Below are 24,233 nucleotides of genomic sequence, written 5' to 3'. Positions count from 1 at the left end.
GAAAAATTGCGGCTTTGGTAAAAATGACTTTTACTTCATAATCGGAATTACCATATTCCATGACCGTGTTGCATTTTCAAATCCTCCGGGACCATCCATCGTTGCGAAGAATATATAAGCCGGTTTGCCATCCTCAAACAAAATGAAGGGGCGTTCCAGTTGCCCTTGGGTAGTTACCGTACCATCCTCCCATTCCAGTGTTTTGGACAACAAAAGATACACAATAAATAGAAGGCCGTTTTTCATACTTAATCTCCTTCGTTTTATTTCTTATGAAGTTTAACTTCCAGGCTTGCTGCATCTGTGCAGGTAAACTCTAATACTGTTTTTTTAGTATCTGATGAGACTGTTTTACACCCGGGAGTTTCATTGATTTCCCATTTGCCTTTTAGTTCGATACGGACGGGGATCGATTGGCTTGGATTTCCTATCCAGGGACGGGAGTAAATACTGCGTTCGATGCGTTTTCCCTGCTCATCGTATATATCATCGGAAGGCCCCCGATAGAGTGCCAGGTCGGGTTGGCATACGGTAAGTACCGTTTCCTGCTTATGCTCGCGTAACATGATGAGACAGGAGGTATCTACCTTTTGTATGAGACCTTTCGGCAACATATCCGGAGTCTCAAATAAAATGTACGAGGTAGTATTACTCTTCAGATCGCGTACGATATGTGCATTACGATCTTTTTGAAGTATCTTATAAGATGGCTTTTTAGCGAAACTGCTTATCTCTGTCTGGGTTGTCTGGGGAAGAATCGCATATTCATAGGAGCCTCCTTTGGGTGCTTTGCCATGATCGACAGTTAGTGATACCCAGTCTCCTTCGGTTTTCTCTCCGGTATTTTGCTTACGTGAGTATTGCGGAAAGTTTTTTTCGAACTTGGCAACGACAGGAACATAATAACCTGTTCCGATGTGATCTATCCAGTACTTTCCATTTCCTTGGTAATTTTTCCAGAAATTGTGTTCGGCCTCATTTTTTACTGCAAGCTGGAAGATGGTTGTTTCTGTAGGATATTCATTGTTTGTATTTTCAATATCCGAGCCAAGGCATACAATCACTCCGTCAAAGAAATGAAAAGATTTACGGGCGCGGTGTGAGCCATTGTATTTATCATGTTCATGAAGCTTCATACCGAATGCTCCGTTCCGGTGTTCCTGTGAGATACCTCCTGCAAACGCTTCATCCGAATATAGCATTTCTTCATATCCCGAAAACACGTCTACATTAAGAATGTTGGCTTCCAGCTGATCTACCGGGAGATGAATGGCTGTAGTTCCTGGGATACGTCCCCAGTCAAAACCTTCTTCCTGCCATCCGCCGCTGGTAGACGATACCTCTTCTCCCTGAGGAGCAGTCATGATTTGCAGACTGCCGTGTGCCAGATAACGTCCGAAAAGGTTTGCACCACGATAGTGTTCGGCAGCCCATAGATAACGCGAATGACCGCGGGCTACTGCCGACCAGTTATTACGACGTTGTATGGATACACAAGCGTATCCCATTGCTTTATTTCCTTCAGGATCGGTTTCGGCATAGTATCCTTTATCTTTCAACACTTTTTCCTGATGATTGTTTTTTAAATCCCCTTTAATAAGACGTAAATAAGCTGCCGCCATTTCACGATCAATCTCATCGGTTCCATCGGGTGAACCGGCACGTGCCATAGTGGCATAATGGATGGGAGACAGTGCTTCCTTTCCACTGGGATGACGTCCGGACATAGATAAAGGCAAATGACGCTTATTACAGTAAAAACGCATCGTAAGTAATACATTTTTCACAATCTGATGTGCCTCGGGGGATACTGCAAACGGAGTACCATGCAATATATAAATCATATTGGTGACTCCTCCCAAGGCTCCGATTCCATAAGCCGGATAATTATTACAATGATGATAAGCGGAACCATCTTCTTTGAATACTTCGGTCAGTCCCTGAGATGGAAGACAACCATTATTAACCCAACGGGAGAAGCATTTCAGATATTGCACTTTCTCAGGCGTATCCTCCATAATCAATATCCCGGCAAGCCGGCCTACACTCAACGTGTTGAAAATGTCGGCATTCTCACCCTGGCTTTTAGGCATGTGAAACGTTTCGTTACACATCGAGTACCACTGCATGGTTCTTCCTGCCGCTTTCTGTCTTCCTGTTTCATGTAAGACACTTTTCATTAGGAAATAGGCTGTAAAGAAGTTACGGAAACTATATCCATGAAGCGTAAGGGTACCCAGACAACTTCCATAGTCCCATCCTTGGTCGGTCAGATGATCATACATAGCAAGAAACATCTGTTTCAATTCTTCTTTTTCCATTGGAATCAATGTATTGTTATAAGCTACAGCAATCCGATTCATCAGGTTAAAATAACCTACAGCATCCATATTAAGGGCTGCCAAGTTGTTCCAATCAGGTAAAATGCGTCTGAAAGCATTGCTTACGGCAGCCCCGTAATAGATGGGACGACCGATGACAGAACCGTTTTTATAGGTAATATTATACAAAGAGTAAGTATCTCTTAAAGTTTTCATTACATGCGGAGTAACTTCACTCGAAGGGCAAATGAGTCCGAGAAAACGTTCTTCAATTACTTTCATATGCTTCTTTTGAACGTCGCTGATTACGGTTTCAACTGGTATATCAGGAACTAACGTAGCACGTTTTGCAAATGATCCCCACGAACTGTTGGAGTTTTTATTGATAAATGGCACTTGGAGATCGGCAGTAGGGCAACGATGATCTATTTTAGCTGCTGTCAGGAGATGATCGATGTATAGTTCACCGGCAACACCGGGGGCCGTAATTCGTATTTCATTCATTCCTTCTTCAGGCTCTCCTTCCATATCTCTTTCGTAAATAACCCAGCCCGTACGCCATCCGTTGAAACCGAGCTTATACGGGAAAGAACAACATTCTTTACCGTTTTTCAGGAAAACGAAACGCAATTGTCCATTCACTGTTTCTTTTCCGTATATCCAAACCATAAAAGTTGACAAGAACTTATCGACGCCCGTCGGATCTTTCGGTTCAAAGCCAAGCTCTTTTTTTATTGAAAGCACTCCGTTGGGCTGAAATTTCCATAGTAAAGAGCTTTCCCCATCTTTATAATGATCGCTGGAAATAGACACTTCGGAATCAGAGGCCGTAACAAAAACAGGTACTCCCTGATCTTCAAATGACAGCAACCTCTCATGTTTAATAAATTGTGCCGGCACTGCCGTAGACATAAGCAGGTACAATATTAACAAAAAACTATTTTTTTTCATGTGTATAGATATATAATTACTGATTCTTATACTGATTCTTACCTTCTTTATCGGGGTCGCGCATCATCAACTTATGGTACGTGTCTTTAGCTACCACTTTCTCTTTTTTCTTATAAGTCTTTGCACCGTTGGTAACAAAAAAACTGTCTTCCAATCGGATATCTTCAATAGAGGCACCAATCATCACTTTGAATTCTCCCGATTCCACCACTTTCTGGTTTTGAAGATTAATGAGTTTCAAATCGTCCGGTACAATACTGAAACGAACCACTTTAGACTCGCCCGGTAATAGATGCACACGTTCAAAGCCACGGAGGTTCTTTTCATAAGTAGTAGTGGAGCTTATCACATCATTCAGGTAGAGTTGTACCACTTCGTCTCCCGCCACTTTTCCAGTATTGGTAATGCGACAGGAAATATTTACATTACCCGTCTTGGATTGTATACTATCGATAGCCAAAGCATCATATTCAAAAGTCGTGTACGACAAACCATACCCAAAGCAATAAAGTAATCCGCAAACACAGGCATTCGGGTAGCTTAATGGAGGCTCGTCATTAGCTCCCGGCTTGCATGGAACATTCATAGGTAATTGCCCTATCGATCGGGGCCAAGTACTATTCAATTTCCCTCCGGGATTATACTCTCCCATCAAGGTTTCCGCAATAGCCTGTCCGCCTTGTGCACCGGGATAAGGTGCGGCCAGAATGGCCGATGCATACCTGTCGGCATAATTAATGGTAGCCGGACGACCCCATATCAAAACCACTACTACAGGTTTTCCGGTTTCAATAACCGCCTCGAGCAATTGTTCCTGATGACCGGGTAAATCGAGGCTGGTACGTGTACGGCTTTCACCGGAAGTTGCTGTCCCGTCACCCAATACAAGTACGGCCACATCGCTTTGTTTTGCCAATTCGACAGCTTCGGCAATGCTTTCTTTCTCTTCTTTGGATAAGGGCTGCGGAAACAATTCGCTCTCAGGCCAACCTTCATTTACCAAACCAATACCTAACGTATAATTAACTTCAATGTTTTTTTTATCACAAATATTTTTCAAACCGTCATAAACACTTACAAAATGAAAATCCATCGGACCGTAGTGTGTCGGTACGTAATTGCAAGTATTGGCATTAGGCCCGATTAAAGCTATCTTCTTAATATCGGAAGATAACGGCAATGTATTATTGTCATTCTTTAGCAATACCATACATTCGCGTGATGCCTGCAAAGCAGTCTCCATGTGATCATCACATTTCAGCAAAGCCTGTGCTTGTACGGCATCACCGGTATATGGTTGATCGAACAATCCGATCCAGAACTTAACATATAGCACCTGAGAAACCAGCTCATCCAGCTTTTCGACCGACAATCGCCCCTCTTTTACTAAAGTGCGAATGTGATTGATGTATACATCCGGACTATCAAAACGGGTACGGACATTCAGTCCGGCCTGCAAGGCTCGTAAAGTAGATTCTTCCAAGTCTTCACATACATTGTGGAAGACAGTCATACGTTCAATGGCATAGCTATCGGAAACTACATATCCTTTAAATCCCATTTCACCCCGTAATTTTCGGGTCAGGAATTCATAACTTCCGGCTATCGGATCACCATCATAGTCATTCAGAGCGCACATCACACCGAGAGCACCGGCTTCCTGAAATACTTTACGGAAGGGATATTCGTGGATATAATACATCTCTGAAGGAGTAATGTGCGGATCTGTACGCGTGAAATACTGTCTGGCAGCCTTACAATCGCCATAACCGACAAAATGTTTGGGAGTTGACACCACGCGCTGGTCCTGGATTCCTTTCGCCATTTCCACTCCCATACGTGCCACCAGATAAGGGTCCTCACCAATCGTTCCTTCAAAACGTCCCCAACGCTGATCGCGAACCACATCCAGAATGGGAGCATATACATTGGTATATCCCAGTGCGCGTGCTTCTTTACCCTGAATAGCCCCTTGTAAATAAGCTATCTTTTTATTCCAAGTACATCCTAACGCATTCATAGACGGGAAACTGGTGGCATGCCGGGCAGCTAGACCACGAATGCCTTCATTTGTAAAATCCACAGGTATGCCTAAGCGGGTGTACTCAACGAAAAAGCGCTGTGTTTCGCGGATGGCATTTGCCATATTGTACGGAGAAGAATTTTCCTTGATCATCGGCTTGAGAGAAATATGCTCATCGATATTGCATATTCCGTCTTTGAATATCATATTTTTCCATTCGGCCGTAGGCAGACTGTCTTTCAGGCATTTGCGATGCCCATAATAAGTAGCCAATTGGCAAGTCTTCTCTTCCAAAGTCATCTGTTTCAACAGGTCCTTGATACGATTCTCGATCGGTTGTTTCGGATCTTCATAAACATCGAGTTTTCCATTTTTATTAAAATCGATCCAACCTTTATGATACATTTGTTTTTTAGGAGGATACAACTTTGTTGATTGAGCCTCCACCCAAACTGCCGTCAACAAGAGTGAAGACAGCATTACTAATTTAAGTTTCATCATACTATATATTTTGTACATTAATAATCACTATATACCTACACATCTACATATAAAAGTAATCAGATATAGTAGAAGGGAGAACAGCAAGCACTATGTCTCTACTTCCCTGACAAATCGAAATACAGAACTCCATTTCCCGCCGTCGCCACATAAATACGTTGCTGGTTGGCATTGGTAACAACAGATAGAAACCGGGCACAACCTATGGAATAATCATATATATCTTTCCACGAACCGCCATTATCGTAGCTAATCCATAAAGCGGTATCAGTATCTCCTAACGGATGATTAGAGCAACCCAGCGCCATTAGTTCTCCACCTTTCTCATCACGATTTATCGACATAGAAGATGCATTACAATTCTTGTTGCCTCCCAATTCTATTTGTTGCCAGGTGATTCCAAAGTCACTGCTTTTCCATAAACCTTTATTCCAAAATCCGGCATAAACAACTCCTGCACGATATGGGTCGGCATAAACAAATTGCAATATCTCATTTTTCTGTTTGTCAAAAGGAAGTCCACCTCCTATATTTTCCCAATTATTTCCTCCATCAAGCGTGCGATAGATTCCAGTGGTCCATTCCCCGGCATATATTACACCTGCTTGTTGAGAATCAATGGCCAACATTTGCCCTGTACCACATCCATTTTTATATTGATGATTCACAATTGGAGTTAAGTCCCTATCAATCTTAAATTCATCTTCAGGAACCGATTTCAGATTAATAAAGGGATTAGTGTCAGTTGTATTCCATGTTTCTCCCCAATCATTCGAGACATAGACACCAGGATGATATTGCGAATTGGAATCTCCCTCAACATATGCCCAAAAACGCCCTTTTACAATAGGATCTTCCTTTATATCCTGAATAAAATTTTTATTTTCCATCTCCCACTTCTTCTCCGCACTCTTTCCATTATCTTCACTCTTATATAATCGAATGTACTCTCCCTTTCTCTCATCTACAAAAAGCAACAGGTCTGGATTGAACCGAGACAGACAGACTGTACGTGCCGGACCGTAATTAGCAGGAATAGTTGAAAAGGTTTTGCCACAGTCGGTAGATAGAGCCGGAGCGTGGTCACATACCCCTGAAATGAGTTGATCGGGACGGGAGGGATGCTGCAACAATGTCTCGCAACAGATAATTCCAATTCCCTTAAAATAATTGCCACAATAGTTTTTGCCTAGATCCTCAGTAACCGTTATCCCCCACCAGTTGGCAATGTATAGTTTGTTTGGATTAACGTTATCCGGCAGAATATGCGATATGCGCGAATCACCCAACCTTCTGGTATCATTTCCATGCCAAGCGGGGAAACATGACAAATTTTCAGAACTACAATTTGGAGAAATTAATTGCCAAGTACGTCCCTTATCGGCAGAACGATAAATGGGAATATCTGCCTTTCCCGATGGTATCATCTCAGCAGTATAGAATACGGACGGTTCAAGGGAAGATTGTACCAAAGTACGATAACAGTTTTCTGATGGTAGATCGGAGATGAGTTTAAATGATTTTCCACCGTTCTCGCTACGATATACTCCCACATCTGCCGTAAATAACACAGTGTTTCCATGATCAGTAACAATTATCTCATATATAGCAGCTAATTTATTACTCTCATATAAAACTTGCCAACTTTCCCCGCAGTCGTTTGACGTATATATACGAGTCTTTTTATTTCTCCTAAAATCTTGTAGTGATTTGGGATCTTCGCTAAATCTATAAGATTTAGGATCATTACTATATTTATCGGAGATTGTACACACATAAATACGATTATCACAGAATTGTACAGAAGACATACGCTCTCCTTCTAACCCTTTGCAGGTCCATGTCTCACCATTGTCATGGCTCATCCAAAGGCCTTTGGAGAAACTTCCTGCTACGACCTCACCTTTTTTGTCCGGATTGAAAACAATGAGCTCTCCAAACATACGTGTCGGGCCATTACCGTAATAATCGAGTCCATCTTTTACAAGATACCAACTTTCTCCTCCATCATCAGAACGGTGAATACGTCCTGTGAAGCGAAAACTGCGCACATCACCGGATGCGCGTAGCAGTCTTTTATTATCGAATGGATCTATAGCGAGAGAATGGCAATAATGATCACTCATCTTATTCATACCGGAATTCTTTACAGCCCAGCTTTTACCACCATCCACACTCTTAAAAATACCGGCAACATCACTTCGGGCATACAGTATATTACTATTCAGAGGATCTTGTACAATACCGGTTATATATCCACCACCACCCATATCAGACTGATAAACAGTGATATTCTGATTCCCTTTTTTATAAGTACTAAGTTTCACAGATGAAACCTGACTATAACTTAATGATGAATAGCAAGTCAACAACACTATTATTAAAAATGATTTAGACTTCATATTTCTATATTTTATTCAAATTACAACCAACTGTATCCTATTATTCACTTATACTTTCCGATCTATTAATCTTACAAAATCAATTGTTAATTAAAGATATAGCTTTTACCTTCAATTGCATTGTATGTAGCCATCAATGACTTGGACTTCGCTTCTATAACAGCTGCCCGATAGGGTACCATATGTAATTCATGTAGTTCTCTTTCGTTCAAAGCGATATTCCCGGTATCACATCCTCCATCTGCTACGAAATCTGTTAAAAGATGTTTGGGATTACAGATTACTCCGTTCCCCTGTACACCTTTTATAAATTCAACACCAAATCAAGCTGCCAAATAAGAATCTTCCCCGTACGTCTCTTTCATTCTTCCATGACGCGGATCACGTGCAAGGTCTAAAGTTGGAGATAATACCTGACGAATCCCCCGACTATAGGTCTCTTTTCCAATAGCATTTCCTATCCTACGGATCAAATCTAAATCCCAAGTACCAGATAGTACAATAGGCTGTGGATAGGGCCATGTAAAGCTTCATCATTAATTATAACAGGAATCCCCAACCGGGTTTCTTCAATTGCTACTCTTTGAATTTCATTCTTTATCGTATTTTAATTTACTGCCATTTGCGAATATGCAAAAATACACATAGGAAAAGATTAAGAACACCTGTGTCAGTACAAAACAGGGGTAGGATAAGTACAAAATCACCCATTTCAACGATATTGCATGAGATTAAAGCGTATTATAGAACTAAAATCATTCTAATCATTTTTACGGTAATTTAGCGGAGCTACATGGTATCGGTCTTTAAAGCATTTAGTAAAATATTTGGGAGAACTAAATCCAAGTCGATCCGATATCTCCGAAATAGCTAATTCCTGACTAGACTTGAGCATTATAGCAGCTTTCTTGAGACGGTATGTCATAATAAATTCATAAGGCGTTTGTCCCGCAATGGCTTTCATCTTGGTGAAAAGTTTGGTACGTGCCATCCCAAGCTCAGAAGCAAATGAGTCCATATTGAATTCAAAATCATCCAAATGCTGCTCTACGACCGCTACTGCTCTATCTAAAAATTCTTTATCAAAGGCATTTGTTGCAAGCACCTGAGCCATAGCCTGAGGCTGTTTGCTGAATTTTTCCTGAAGCATAATCCGATTATTGACAAGATTATTGCATCTGGAAAGAAGAATATTAACATTAAACGGTTTTGTGATATAGTCATCCGCTCCTATCCGTAATCCTTCCAAATTATTTTCTACGGTTGTTTTAGCTGTTAGAAGAATAACCGGAATATGGCACGTGTCTAAATCTTTTTTTATAATCTGACATAATTCAATTCCGGACATCCCCGGCATGACGATATCACTAAGCACAATGTCGGGCATCTCACTACGTAATATTTCCAATCCTTCCAACCCGTTCGAAGATGATAGAACCATATAAAACGGTCTAAAAATCTGAATTAACATATTTCTCAAAGAGAGATTGTCCTCAATAATCAATATCTTAACGCTACTCGTATTTACTTCCTCTACATTATTATCAGAAGATACTGCATCTTCCTGTAACAAGAGTGATTGGAATGACTCCGGCATAGAAATTTGTCTTAAGTAATCGATATTTTCCTCCTTTTCACCGATCTGTTCTTTCTGAAAATGATTATTTCCAATCTTAAGATATATGCGAAAAGTCGTTCCCATTCCTAATCCTTCACTTCGAACTTCAATTCTACCATGATGTAAATCAACAATACCTTTTGATAGAGCAAGTCCAATGCCTGTCCCTTGAAATGAAGAATCTTGATCTACTTGATAAAACCTATTAAATATCCTATCCATATCTTTTGGAGCAATGCCGACACCGGTATCGATAATTTCAATAACAACTTCCTCGTTCTCCTTCTGAATCGAAATTTTGATATCTTCACCTTCCTTCGTATACTTAAAAGCATTTGAGATGAGGTTGTTGAATACTTTATGCATCTGTTTGGGATCAAACCAGACTTTCAAGTCGTCTACTTCTTTACAGAATTGAAAATGAATACGCCTATGTAAGGCATATTCATTAAAAAGTAAATAGTGCTCATACAAAAAACTAACTATATTACTCTCAACTACCTTAATCTTCAAATACCCTTGATCTTGCTTTCTAAAATCAAGTAGCTCGGTTAGTAGCTCTCTTAGATGCAAGCAACTTTTGTATATACTTAAAATTTTATTAAATCCGCCCGGAACCAGTGAACGTGTTTGTAGAAGTATCTCTATCTGTCCGATAATTAATGTCAAAGGGGTTCGGAATTCATGTGAAATATCTGTGAAGAAACGCAACTTAGCTTGATTTAGTTTCTCAAGATCTTCTGTATGCTTTTTCTCATATTTAAGAGATTCTTGCAATTCAATACGCTTTTTATACACGCGAACCAGATAAAAACTTAAAATTGCCAGACAAAAAAAGTAAGCCGAATAAGCCCATATCGTTCGGTAATAAGGAGGTAAAACTTCTATCTCCAAACGGCTTTCTGGTACCAAACTACTATTTTCACCTTGAGCCTTCACTACAAGGACATATTTACCTGGAGACAAATTTTCATAGGTTACTGTATTTTTACTACGCATACTTGTCCATGATTTGGAAAATCCCTCTAAGAAATACACAATATCCTCTCTGTAAGAAGGCAGATAGTCAGTAAAAGCGTATTCGATATCAATTCTGTTTTGATGGGATTTTAATACAATGCGCTTAGTTAAAGACAAACTTTGTGATAAAATGCCGTCTTGACCATTGACAGCAACTTTCTCTCCATTAATAAAAAGTTGATAAGGCAAAATGGAATATGAATGAAAAACAGGTTTAAGGCGTTCGGGCTTGAAAGAAAACATACCGTCTACTCCCCCAATGAATATTTCTCCATCACTTGTTTTACATAACGATTTCTTCCTTACATCAATCATGGGAAGTCCATTTTCCTTGCCATAGTTCTCTGCCCGTTTTTCTTTTAAATTAAAAATCGAAAAACCGTGGTCAGTAGTTAGTAACAACTCATCTTGCGAAAGTTCACATATATTATAAATGATATTACTGGCAAAGTTATTATTGCGTTTATCAAAATTCTCAAAACTGTCGGTAAAAGGGTCATATAAGTCAAGTCCGTTCTCATTTGTACAAAACCAAAGTCTTTTCCGGCTATCTTCAAAAATATGGTTGATAACCGTACTACTTATGCTATTTGCTTTGGGACTTGAAACATATCTTTTCAACTTCTTTGTAGAAAAATTATAGGCAAAGATACCTTCCAACTCGTCACTACCTGTAATCCACAACACTCCCCGAGAGTCGATTTTCAATTCAATAGCTGAATGTAAGCCCGAATCGTATAATATTATTTCTCCTTCTGTAGTTTCTGGATCAAACATGAATATGCCTCGGTTAGTAGCCAGTATTAATTTGTTTTGATATGGAACTATCGTTCGAATTACATTTGACGGTAATGATTTACTATCGTTCGGATCAGATAAATAATGAGTAAAATGTCCTGTAGTAATATCCAGCTTATTCAATCCACCCAAGTGGGTACCAATCCACAAAACGTTTCTGTTTCTATCGTAAAAAAGTGCCTTGACATTATTATGCGACAGGCTATTCGATACTTTAGTGGACTTATACCAAGTAAATGTATTTGTTGTCCTGTCGAATTTATTAAGTCCTCCACCTTCCGTACATATCCATAAATGATGCTCTTTATCTTCAATAATTTGCCCAACAACTTGGAAGCTAAGTCCTTCTGATTCAATTAAAGATGTATTATACTTTGTATATATCTGATTATTCGGATTAAAATAATTGATTCCGCCATAATAAGTGCCGGCCCAGATCGTACCTTGCTCATCACACAGTAAACTCCATATGGAAGGGTATGAGAGCGCTGTCCTTTTATCACTTTTGGTATAACTTGTAAAAGTTTCCGTTTCGTTATGATATAGATTTAAACCATTAAATGTCCCGACCCAAATATTTCCTTTTTTATCTTCACAACATTTATAGACAAAATCTGAGCTGATCGAAGACGGATCATCCGTTTTGCAACGAAAGTTTTTAAGTGTTTTTCCTTGTAACATATACAAACCATGTTCCCATGTTGGAATCCAAAAACGCCCGGAGCTATCTTTCAACAAATCACAAACTCGTGCATGAGGAATCAAATGGTTTATTTTACTATCTTTACCTACTATATAAATTCCTTTATTCATAGTACCAATCATAATTGAATCGTTTTGCAAACAAATATGATTAATTAATGCGTCTTTATCCGGTAAACTATAATAAAGTTCGAACTCTTTACCATTATATTGATAAATAGAATTCTTCATACTGATATATAGTGCCTCTTTATAATACATGCCTAATACATTATTATAAATTAAGGTCGTAAAGGTTTCTTTTTTTATATCAAACGCAGATACCCCTTTACTCGTCATAAAAAAGACAGTCCCTTTCCTATCGCCTACAATCTGGGCTACATGGTTATAATGCAAGCTGTTTGAATTGTCTTTATCGTATTGATAGACATTAAAGTTTCTTCCATTATATAAATTAACACCATTACGTGTGCCTATCCATATGAATCCCCGTTCATCCTGATACATAGACATGACCGAATTATTAGATAAACCATCCTCAGTAGTAAGATGATTAAACGAAATTTCTTCTCCCACTCCCTGTAAAGAGAAGATGAAAGAAATAAAGATACTTACTAATAATCTTTTATGCATAAGTTTATGAGAGTAGATCAGGTATTAATTCATACTAACTATACAATTTTAAATAGTCATTTTAAATTAGTTTATACAATGTACTACTTCTTTAAACTCCCGTTTATAGTATTTATTGGGAATTAGTTCTTATTCCTTTTTAATTAGTTTAACTTCCAGATTTGCTGCATCTGTGCAGGTAAACTCTAATACTGTTTTTTTAGTATCTGATGAGACTGTTTTACACCCGGGAGTTTCATTGATTCCCCATTTGCCTTTTAGCTCGATACGGACGGGGATTGATTGGCTTGGATTTCCTATCCAGGGACGGGAGTAAATACTGCGTTCGATGCGTTTTCCCTGCTCATCGTATATATCATCGGAAGGCCCCCGATAGAGTGCCAGGTCAGGTTGGCATACGGTAAGTACCGCTTCCTGCTTATGCTCGCGTAACATGATGAGACAAGAGGTATCTACCTTTTGTATGAGACCTTTCGGTAACATATCCGGAGTTTCAAATAAGATATAGGAAGTAGTATTACTCTTCAGATCGCGTACGATATGTGCATTACGATCTTTTTGAAGTACCTTATAAGATGGCTTTTTAGCGAAACTGCTTATCTCTGTCTGGGTTGTCTGGGGAAGAATCGCATATTCATAGGAGCCTCCTTTGGGTGCTTTACCATGATCGACAGTTAGTGATACCCAGTCTCCTTCGGTTTTCTCTCCGGTATTTTGCTTACGTGAGTATTGCGGAAAGTTTTTTTCGAACTTGGCAACGACAGGAACATAATAACCTGTTCCGATGTGATCTATCCAGTACTTTCCATTTCCTTGGTAATTTTTCCAGAAATTGTGTTCGGCCTCATTTTTTACTGCAAGCTGGAAGATGGTTGTTTCTGTAGGATATTCATTGTTTGTATTTTCAATATCCGAGCCAAGGCATACAATCACTCCGTCAAAGAAATGAAAAGATTTACGGGCGCGGTGTGAGCCATTGTATTTATCATGTTCATGAAGCTTCATACCGAATGCTCCGTTCCGGTGTTCCTGTGAGATACCTCCTGCAAACGCTTCATCCGAATATAGCATTTCTTCATATCCCGAAAACACGTCTACATTAAGAATGTTGGCTTCCAGCTGATCTACCGGGAGATGAATGGCTGTAGTTCCTGGGATACGTCCCCAGTCAAAACCTTCTTCCTGCCATCCGCCGCTGGTAGACGATACCTCTTTTCCCTGAGGAGCAGTCATGATTTGCAGACTGCCGTGTGCCAGATAACGTCCGAAAAGGTTTGCACCACGATAGTGTTCGGCAGCCCATAGATAACGCGAATGACCGCGGGCTACTGCCGACCAGTTATTACGACGTTGTATGGATACACAAGCGTATCCCATTGCTTTATTTCCTTCAGGATCCTGTTCCGGACTAAATCCTTTAGCAGTAAATAGATTTCTGAAGGATTCTTCTTGTTTGTTGCATTTATACGGTGCTTCTGTAAGGCGTAAATAGGCATTGGCCATATCTGTGTCGATATCTTGTTTTCTGTCAGGGGAGCCTGCCAGAGCCATTAGAATATAATGCTCGGGAATTAACTCTCCTTTCCCATTGGGATGACGCCCGGACATTGAGAGAGGGAAACTACGTTTGTTACAATAGAAACGCATGGTGAGAAGTACCTCTTTTACTGTCTGATGAGCTAATTCTGATACTGCAAAATTGGTATGACTTAATAGGTAAATCATGTTGGTAGCTCCGGTAAGACCACCTGTTGCATAGGCCGGATAATTGTTACAATGGTGATAGGCGGAACCGTCTGCTTTGAAGGCATCATTCAACCCTTCAGCCGGTAGACAACCATTATTGAGCCATCGTGAGTAGGATTTCAGATACTGTACTTTCTCAGGAGTATCTTCCATGAACAGGATGCTGGCGATGCGTCCGGTACTGAGTGTATTAAAGAAATCAATATCGATACCTGCTGTTTTCGGTTTATTATATACATCGTTTACAGTCGAATACCAAAGCATTGCCTTTTCTGCTTCTTCTTGTTTTCCTATTTCCCGGAATACCTCTTTCATCAGAAAATAGGCTGTAAAGAAAGGACGGAAACTATAACCGTAATGGGTGATATTACCCAGACAACTGCCATATGCTATCCCCTGATCGGTAATATGATCATACATTGTAATAAACATTTGCTTGAGCGCGTCTTTGTCTTGAGGATTTATTGCATTGTTATATGCCACGGCGATTCTGTTCATCAAACTAAAGAAATTGCTAACCTCCATGTTATTAGCGGCTATTATATTTCCTTTCCAATCCGGCAGAATGCGTTCGTAAGCTTCGGCTGCACGTCCGTAAAAAAGAGGAAGTCCGGAAACTTTGCCATCTTTGTATGTTATACCATAGGAGTCATATGCTTTGCGCAGGTTGGCTATCGTCTGAGGAGTAACCTCACTTGGAGGACAGATTATTTCCCGCAGACGATTTTCTATTACTTTTATTTCCTTATGTTGCAGGTTACTAACCGTCTTTTCCAGTGGGATATCCGGAGTTAATTGAGAATATTTTAATGCAAATAACCAATGATTACCGGTTTCTTTGTTAACAAACGGCACTTGTAAATCGGCAGTTTGATAACGATGATCCATTTTAGCGGCTGTGAGCAAATGATCAATGAATATTTCGCCCGGAACATCGGGAGCGGTAATGCGTATTTTGTTCATTCCTTCTTCGGGGGTCCCTTGCATATCCCGTTCATAAGATACCCAGGCAGCCCGCCATCCATGGAAATTCAATCCGAAAGGGAATGAAGTACATACTTTTCCATCTTTCAGAAATTCGAATTGCATAGTTTGGGCTATTGGCTTTTCATTGTATATCCATACCACAAAGACTGACAGGTATTTATCAACTCCTGTCGGATCTTTCTTTTCGAATTTCAGATCTTTATCAATGGTGATACTGCTCCCTGGCTGGAATTTCCATTGCAGGGAGTGCGTACCGTCTTTATAATGTTGGTCGGAGATGGATAGACCGGAGTTTGTACCGGAAATAAATGAAGGTACTTCTGCCGATTCGAAAGACAGAAGCCTGTCATGTTTAACTATTTGTGCTGAAAGCAGGATAGGTGTAACCGCCATTATGGTAGCACAGATACCATTTCTGATAGATTTGTATTTTGTCATATGAATTGTGTATTAAAAATAAGATCTTTATTTCTTTACTTCTTCTAATAAAGCAGATAACTCTTGCACTATTTTGGGATGTTCGTTTGCCACATTCTGTCTTTCGGAAGGATCAGATGACAGATTGTATAGTTGAGCACGTTTATCATTGCCTAATTCCATTTTTGTCCAGTACTCGATAGCCGGTCCATCACTGGGTTCAATGTATTTCCATTGTCCCTTGATGATAGCAAGTGTATTATTCAGGTTTTGCTGTACAACGTAGTCACGGTTAGCAGCTTCTTTACCTAATAACACTCTTAAATGTTCCTGACTATCAGGAGCAGCCCCCTTTCGCAAAGGCTGTTTCAGTAAAGAAGCAAGAGAGGCATAAACGTCTATTTGGGAGAAAAGGGCTTGTTGTTTACTTGGTTTGATGCCTGCCGGCCAGCGAACGATGAATGGAATGCGTGTACCAGCTTCATAAGCACTGTATTTGCCACCTCTGTAAATCCCCATAGGGGTATGACCGTTCAGCATTTCAAGAGCCTGGTCTTGATAACCGTCATCAATGACGGGACCATTATCGCTTGTGAAAATTAGCATTGTGTTGTCTGTAAGGTTCAAGCTGTCCAATGTATTCATGATTTCACCGATTGTCCAGTCCAATTGCAGAATAACATCACCGCGGGTACCTAATCCGCTTTTACCTGCAAAACGAGGGTGTGGAATGCGGGGAACATGTACATCCTGTGTTCCCATATACAGGAAGAACGGTTCGTCTTTATGTTGTGAAATGAAGTTTTTAGCTTTGTTGGTAATGATGTCGGCAATATCTTCGTCTTTCCAGAGAGCCGATTTTCCTCCTGTCATCCATCCGATGCGGGGAATACCATTAATAATTGTATTGTTGTGCCCTTGGCTGGGTTTGAGTGTAACCAACTCTGGATTTTCTTCACCTGTAGGCCAGTTACCCACTTTATGATTATAGCTGACTGTAATCGGGTCGTTCGGGTCGAGTCCTACTACCCGCCCATTCTCTACGAACACACAAGGTACACGATCTACGGTAGCAGGAATTACAAATTCGTAATCAAAACCGATGTCTTGTGCATTGGGTGATATCTGTTTATTGAAGTTGGTTCCTCCTTTGGGACCTAGTCCGAGATGCCATTTCCCTATTACACCGGTAGTATATCCTGCATCTTTCATCATGTCGGCCATCGTGACACAAGTAGTATCAATAATTAATTCGGAGTTTCCCGGAGCAATTCCTGTGTTTTCTTGTCGCCAGGGATACATGCCTGTTAATAGTCCGAACCGGGAAGGAGTACTGGTGGCGGAAGTTGCATAGGCATTGGTGAACTGTACACCTTGTCCTGCCAGCCGGTCAATGTTAGGGGTACTAACTTTGGTTGCTCCGTAACAACTAAGATCACCAATGCCAAGATCGTCAGCAAAAATATAGATAATATTAGGTTTTTGTTGCTTGTTATTTCCAGTTTCTTTTTGGGCACTGACTCCACAACTCGTTATCAAAGTGATACCGGAAAGTAGAGGTAAAGTATACAATACCTGTTTCATGGTTTTTATTGTTTAAGGATTTCTACAGTGCAAAGATAGTCCTCATGAAACAAGATAGTGGATAATGTTGTACGGATAAAGGCAAGAAAAGTACATAATGGGGAGTGATAAGCGATTAGGGATGGGTGATTAGTGGTTAGTGATTAGTGATTAGTAGGCTGCGCAATTTTCCTGTATGGTACTAATCACTTATCACTAATCATTAACCACTAATCACTCTTCTTCTTCGTCGTCTTCTCCTTCTTCTCCTTTTCGATAATTCATCGGACTGACGTGATATACATCTTTAAAACATTTACTGAAATATCGCGATGAAGAGAACCCTACTTTATCCGAAATTTCTGTAATGTTCAACTCTGGATTGTTCCGTAACATAACGGCACCTTTTTTCAGACGGATGGTAAGTATGAAATCATTGGGAGTTTGTCCGGTTACGGCTTTTAGCTTACTGAACAGGTTGGTACGTGCCATTCCCATTTCACGGGCAAAGGTATTGACATTGAAAGTTGAATCATCCAGATACTTTTCTATAATTTCCATAGCACGGTCCAACATCTCCTTATCCATAGGATTTGTGGCCAGAATCTGTGCAAATGCCTGAGGCTGTTTTGTAAACTTCTCCTGCAACTGAATACGAGAATTGACAAGATTATTGCAACGTGAAACTAATATGTTGATATTGAATGGTTTTGTGATATAATCATCAGCTCCAAGACGTAATCCTTCTACAGTATGTTCTACGGCAGTTCTTGCTGTAAGTAAAACGACCGGGATATGGCAGGTATTAAACTCGCCTTTGATCTGTTTGCACAATTCCGTTCCGGACATACGAGGCATGACTACATCACTTAACACGATACCTGGCATTTCCTTCTGTACCAGTTCCAATGCTTCTACGCCATCCGATGCAGTAATAACCTGATAGAAAGTTCGGAAGAGTTCTGCCAGCATTTCACGAATAGATGCATCATCTTCCACAATCAGCATTTTAATATCTGATGGGTGAGTCGGAACGATGTCGTTGTCTAAAGCTGCTTCTGCCATTACAGCGGCAGTACCTGGCTGTACGGGCTCCTGCTGTTGTATGATCTCTTCTTTCAGGGAGATCTGCTCCTGTTCAAAGTGTCCGTTGCCCAATTTTAATGTGATAATAAAGCTACTGCCTTTACCTTTTTCACTTTCTACGGATATTGTACCGTGATGTAACTCAATGATACCTTTGGTTAATGCCAGTCCTATTCCGGTTCCGGCACCTACTGCTAAAGTGTCAAGCTGCTCAGTCTGATAGAAGCGGTCGAATATTTTATCTATCTCGGCAGCATCAATACCCGAACCTGTATCTTGTATTATGATGACAGCATTGCCGTTTTGTTTTTTTACACAGATAGAGATCGTGTCTTCTTCCTTAGTATGCTTTAATGCGTTGGAGAGTAAATTGTTGATGACTTTTTGCATCTGCTTCTGGTCATACCATACTTCAATGTCTTCCTCCTCTTTTTTAAATTTGAAGTTGATTTTTTTGCTGCTGGCATACTCTAAAAATAATAAGTAGTTTTCATAAAGGAAAGTAACCAGATTATGCCTGCTTACTTTAATCTTCATATGTCCCTGTTCCTGTTTACGGAAATCCAGTAACTCTCCGATTAACTCGCGCAATTGCATACTGCTTTTGTAAATCCTTAAAATTTTATTATACACAGTTGGAGTAAATGTCTGTATTTGTAACAGCGTTTCTATCTGCCCCACAATAAGTGTAAGTGGTGTACGGAATTCATGAGAAATATTAGTGAAGAATCTTAGTTTGGACTGATTTAATGATTCCAGATCTTCAATATGTTTCTGTTCGTATTTGAGAGATTCACGCAAACGGATTCTCGATTTATAAACCCGGATAAGATATAATAGCAGACTACCTGTTAACACAACATAAATAAGGTACGCCCACCAAGTCTTATACCATGGTGGAAGAATATGAATTTTTAGCCGGATTGCTTTGATATCTTCCCGCTGGGTCTTTACTATAAAAGTATACGTACCGGGATTCAGGTTGGTGTATGTGATGAAGTTTTGACCGCGTTGTACACTGTTCCATTCATTGGAAAATCCTTCGAGACGATAAAGTATTTTATCCCGGTTGGCAGGAATATAGTTCGAGGTGGCATATTCGATACTAAACATATTCTGATTCGCCTGTAGGGTAATCTCGGGAGTATAAGATAAAGAGTATTGCAAGATACCGGTTTCGTCATCCGGAGCAATCTCTTTTCCGTTGACGACGAGACGTGACAGGAGGATATTGTATGATTTTGGGGTAAAAAACAGAGCTTTTTCGTGAAAGGATATCATTCCCTGTACACCACCCAGGAATACTTCTCCGTCACGGGTGATATACAGTGCATTCTCATTCACAGCAGTTAAAGGAAATCCGTTTTCAATGCTGTAATTGTGGAATCTTCGGTTAGGAACATCAAACTGGGAGAATCCTTGATTAGTAATGAGCAGCAGGCAGTTTTTTTCAAAAGACGATTCATGTATTTCGTAGATACAATCACTGGAGAGGCCGTTTTTCTGCATATCGAAATTCTCAAAACTATCTGTTTCCTTGTGATACAGATCGAGCCCGCTACCTGATGTAGAAAACCATAAATTGCCCTGGCTGTCCTGCATGATACTGTTTACATTGTTGTTACTGATACTGTTTGTATGATTGTCGACATCGTTCGGAATTGTTGGGTCATGTCGGTAATTGGTCAGTTTATCTGTATCAAACCGATAGGAATAAACGCCTTCGCCTGTTGCAGCAATCCAAAGTGTACTGTCTCTATCAACAAATAAATCGGCCACCATTTTTATAGCCTGTCCTTCTCTGGTATCTTTGAAGAGTTGCTGGCAGGTTTCTGTTTCCGGATCAAATAGACATACCCCGTTTTGTGTACCCACAATGAGCTGATCATGGAAAGGAGTTATATCCCGGATGATGTCTGAGGGTAATGAGTGGGGATCATCTTCTTTCATTCTGTAATGAGTGAAGCGGTTCGTACGTAAATCCAGTTTATTAAGTCCGCCTAAGTGGGTTCCGAACCACATTCTTTCACCCTTTTGATCATAATAGATCGCTTTTACGTTATTATGCGAAATACTGTTGCGTCCCTCTTCGTGGCGTAACCATCGGAAAGTCCCTTCTTTTCGGTAATAGACATTTACTCCACCTCCTTCTGTACATATCCATAAATTTCCATCCTTATCTTCTATCATACGTCCGATGATAGAACTACTTAGGCCATCCCGTTCTGTATCGGAAGCTTTGTATCGGGTATAAATTTCGTATTCCGGATTGAAATAATTTACTCCTCCGAAATAGGTACCGAGCCACAAGGTACCCTGGGCGTCCTTTACAATGCACCAGATAGAAGAGTGCGTGAGGCTTTCTGTTTCATGGCCTGCTGTATAAACGTCAAAACGGCCATTCTTCTTTTGATAACGATTCAGCCCATTAAATGTACCGATCCAAATATTTCCATTGTTATCCTCACAACAATCTCTGACAAAATCAGAAGAAACACTATTTGGATTTAACGGGTCGTGACGCATATTGTATATTGTTCCCCCTCTGTCGATGTGATATAATCCGTATTCCCAGCTTCCGATCCATAGCTCTTTTGAAGAATCCTGGTAAATACTTGTTATATTTCCCTTTTCAATGGGGTGGGTAAGTGTTTTGTTTTTGTCTAGTTTGTAAACGCCGCTGTTTTCGGTTCCCATCCATAGATTACCTTTATCGTCAAGATGGAGGCAAACGATAGAAATATCTTTTCCTGCCAAGTGGTAAGTAAGATCAAAGTTCCGTGTCTCCTTATTGAATACATATACTTCATCCTTTTTACCGATAAAAAGACGTTCGTTAAAATAAATACTTGTGACTTTTCCTTGCAATAAAGTGGTAAACTTTTGGGTGGTAAGGTCGAACTCGGCTACACCTTCCGTACATAGCACATAGACTTTTCCTTTCTGATCTCCTGTAATACGAAGAATGGTATTACAGAACAAACTGTTAGGATTGTTTTTCTGTAGTTTGAATGTTTTTATATTATTACCATTGTAACGGTTCAGCCCTTCACGTGTGCCTATCCAGATTCCCCCTTCTTCGTCTACATAGAGACTGTTCACAGAAAACTGAGATAACCCGTCATCAGTAGTCAGATGACTGAAAGTTATGTTTTGTTTCTGAGCAAGAACGGTGACTGTATTAAGTATAACTAAGAATAAAAGGATGAATTTTTTCACTTTTTGCCGGGTTTAAGGTGAAACTAACCACAAATATATTACTTTTGTTTGACTTATAGAAATACATGAAGCTATGAAAGTAAAAAAAATTAGTGTAGCCAACGTGGAAGTCAGTTCACTTCCTAAATTGCTGGATGAAGAAAAGATTGGATTCCAGCCTATTAATCAAGTGAATTGGACAGAATATCCTTATTGTCCGAAAGTAGAATTTCGGGTAGCTCATACAGAGAGTGCCATTTTGCTGCATTTTAAAGTAACAGAGGCCAGCGTGCGTGCCCGCTATGGCGAAGATAACGGTTCGGTGTGGACTGATTCCTGTGTGGAGTTCTTTTCTATTCCTGCCGGCGACGGAATCTACTATAATATTGAATGTAATTGTATTGGGACTGTTTTGATAGGGGCTGGTCCACAACGTAACAACCGTGAACATGCGCCGGTAGATGTAACGGCTCAGGTACAGCGTTGGTCAAGTCTCGGACGTGTACCTTTTGAAGAGCGGGTAGGAGAAATAACCTGGGAGGTTGCCTTGGTTATTCCTTATACTGCATTTTTTAAACATCAGTTAACCTCACTGGATGGTAAAACAATAAAGGCGAACTTCTACAAATGTGGTGACGAACTTCAAACTCCGCATTTCCTTTCCTGGAATCCTATCGAGATAGAGAAACCAGATTTTCATCGTCCCGATTTCTTCGGTACATTGGAAATGGAATAAACAAGAGTGTTTATCTTCTTCCACCTGTTTTGAACGAAACGGCTAATTCCCTTAAAGTTCATAACAGGTGGAATTTTTTTTGTTCTGCATTTATTTATTCTTCTGAAACTGCTGATGGTATCCACATAGCATATAATCTAAAATATAAAAATAGTATATTATTATGTCTATAAATGCATGCATTTAATGTGCTGTTTATTAATGTGATATGGATATTGGTATGCTTTTGCTATATTCATAACATCCGGATGTTATAATGGGAAACATCTGGATGTTCTAATATTCCGCTCCTTGAGTTCTTTTTATATCAAAGTTACTGTTTGTATGTATACAAGTGTACTGTTAGTGGTAGGAAATATAGTATAGGTTGGATCTCTTTATATAGGGAGAAACATTTATAGATTTGTATTGAGAAATATAACCGAACAGTGATAAGAAAAAATATATATAAGAATTTATTTTATATTATTAGGTCTTAGATTGAGTGTTAATTCAAAATTAGTTTAATATATAAGTATGAATCTATTGAAATACGGATTAACGTAGATTGTAATACTACATATACTGGAAAACAATATTCTGTGTTGAAACATCTGTGTTTTGTAATAGCTTGTAAATTTATCACTTTATGGTGGGAACTTATAATATTTTTTTTAAAAATGCTTGTTTTCTTGTAATTAAAAAGCTATATTTGAAGATTGCTAAAATGGTAAATATTTGTTTTCTGCTATTAATGTCTAATTTAAAAATGAATGTTATGAAAGCGATTTTTAAATTTGTACTTGTACCATTGATATTAGTACTGATGATATTGGGTTGTGAGAATGATTATTTGCAACAGACATCTGTTAAAGCGAAAGCGCCAATAGATGTAATGTTGCCAATCTTGAAAAGTACACTTCCTGAAGTGTATTTTACTCCTTATGCGAGTGGTGTTACTATAGATATAAATGGAGGTAATTATACAATTGCCGATAATGTTCAAATAGAATTGTCTGAAGGGAGGTCCTCTATGATGAGTTGGGAAGATACTCGCTCTAGGGTATATCTTCCCGCATCAATAGATGTTCCAATTACTAATACAGAAGAATATATCGTTTCTTGTGCCATTAAATGCGGGCAAGAGAAGTTAAGTAAAATTTTTAGAGTATCGGGCACAGGAACTTCGTCGGAGAGTTATGATAAAGCTTGTATTAAACGTTTTCCGTCTTGCACATTAGCAGGAGGTGGGAGAATTGACTATGGTTATAATAGTGACAATCAGTATGATGAAGTAAACTTCCATGTGCCGAGTTATTATAAGTGCTTCAAGTATGAGTATGGAAGTTATATTCAGATTGGAGATGGTTATGTGTCTAACGAGGGCTCGGTAAGTTTAAGCGCTCCTGAACCAAGTAAAAATTACTATGTAAGACTTTATAGTAATCGTTGTTTTGCAAATGAAGATCATTATTTGGAAGGAACATACACAAGTTATATTTTAGACCGTGGAAGTGTGATTTACTTGACTGAATATCCTAAAAACTATTAA

Annotated in this window: 11 protein-coding genes and 1 pseudogene; 2 read left to right on the top strand and 10 right to left on the bottom strand. The window is 39.5% G+C overall.

What is annotated here, in order from left to right; all coding sequences use genetic code 11:
- Positions 1-30 precede the first annotated feature (30 nt).
- From VCM39_RS21350 to VCM39_RS21305, 10 genes and pseudogenes are all read right to left on the bottom strand, one after another.
- A pseudogene (locus VCM39_RS21350) lies at positions 31-207 on the bottom strand (glycosyl hydrolase family 43); the annotation flags it as partial.
- Positions 208-263: 56 nt separating this feature from the next.
- Positions 264-3,272 carry a chondroitinase family polysaccharide lyase gene (locus tag VCM39_RS21345; protein ID WP_322933381.1) on the bottom strand — a complete coding sequence of 1,003 codons (3,009 nt, stop codon included), beginning with the start codon at positions 3,270-3,272 and terminating at the stop codon, positions 264-266.
- A 16-nt stretch (positions 3,273-3,288) separates the two neighbouring features.
- On the bottom strand, positions 3,289-5,796 hold the full coding sequence (locus tag VCM39_RS21340; protein WP_289294150.1) for a glycoside hydrolase family 3 N-terminal domain-containing protein: 2,508 nt from the start codon (positions 5,794-5,796) through the stop codon (positions 3,289-3,291).
- 98 nt (positions 5,797-5,894) lie between these two features.
- A complete protein-coding gene (locus VCM39_RS21335) occupies positions 5,895-8,198 on the bottom strand; it encodes a VPS10 domain-containing protein (RefSeq protein ID WP_322933380.1) in 2,304 nt (767 codons plus the stop codon).
- A gap of 86 nt (positions 8,199-8,284) precedes the next feature.
- Positions 8,285-8,479: a glycoside hydrolase family 3 N-terminal domain-containing protein gene (locus tag VCM39_RS21330; RefSeq protein ID WP_413544847.1), complete on the bottom strand. Its 195-nt coding sequence runs from the start codon at positions 8,477-8,479 to the stop codon at positions 8,285-8,287.
- Between the two features lie 42 nt (positions 8,480-8,521).
- A complete protein-coding gene (locus VCM39_RS21325) occupies positions 8,522-8,671 on the bottom strand; it encodes a glycoside hydrolase family 3 N-terminal domain-containing protein (protein ID WP_413544814.1) in 150 nt (49 codons plus the stop codon).
- A gap of 287 nt (positions 8,672-8,958) precedes the next feature.
- Positions 8,959-12,969 (bottom strand): two-component regulator propeller domain-containing protein, encoded by a 4,011-nt coding sequence (locus tag VCM39_RS21320; protein WP_322933379.1) that lies wholly within the window; start codon positions 12,967-12,969, stop codon positions 8,959-8,961.
- Between the two features lie 129 nt (positions 12,970-13,098).
- Positions 13,099-16,140, bottom strand: coding sequence for a chondroitinase family polysaccharide lyase (locus tag VCM39_RS21315; protein WP_322933378.1), 3,042 nt, complete (start codon positions 16,138-16,140; stop codon positions 13,099-13,101).
- A 27-nt stretch (positions 16,141-16,167) separates the two neighbouring features.
- Positions 16,168-17,703, bottom strand: a complete 1,536-nt coding sequence (locus tag VCM39_RS21310) for a sulfatase-like hydrolase/transferase (RefSeq protein ID WP_289292215.1) — start codon at positions 17,701-17,703, stop codon at positions 16,168-16,170.
- A 213-nt stretch (positions 17,704-17,916) separates the two neighbouring features.
- Positions 17,917-21,987, bottom strand: coding sequence for a two-component regulator propeller domain-containing protein (locus VCM39_RS21305; RefSeq protein ID WP_322933377.1), 4,071 nt, complete (start codon positions 21,985-21,987; stop codon positions 17,917-17,919).
- Positions 21,988-22,060: 73 nt separating this feature from the next.
- Between VCM39_RS21305 and VCM39_RS21300 the strand changes: the two genes are divergently transcribed.
- Together VCM39_RS21300 and VCM39_RS21295 are read left to right on the top strand one after the other, a co-directional pair.
- Entirely contained in the window at positions 22,061-22,702 is a 642-nt protein-coding gene (locus VCM39_RS21300; RefSeq protein WP_221650625.1) for a carbohydrate-binding family 9-like protein, read from the top strand.
- Positions 22,703-23,330: 628 nt separating this feature from the next.
- Positions 23,331-24,233 (top strand): hypothetical protein, encoded by a 903-nt coding sequence (locus VCM39_RS21295; protein ID WP_322933376.1) that lies wholly within the window; start codon positions 23,331-23,333, stop codon positions 24,231-24,233.

This window comes from Bacteroides mucinivorans, assembly GCF_034654355.2.
GTDB lineage: Bacteria > Bacteroidota > Bacteroidia > Bacteroidales > Bacteroidaceae > Bacteroides > Bacteroides nordii.
The sequence above is the reverse complement of the archived record's forward strand: the minus strand, read 5'-3'. Positions and strand labels throughout refer to the sequence as shown.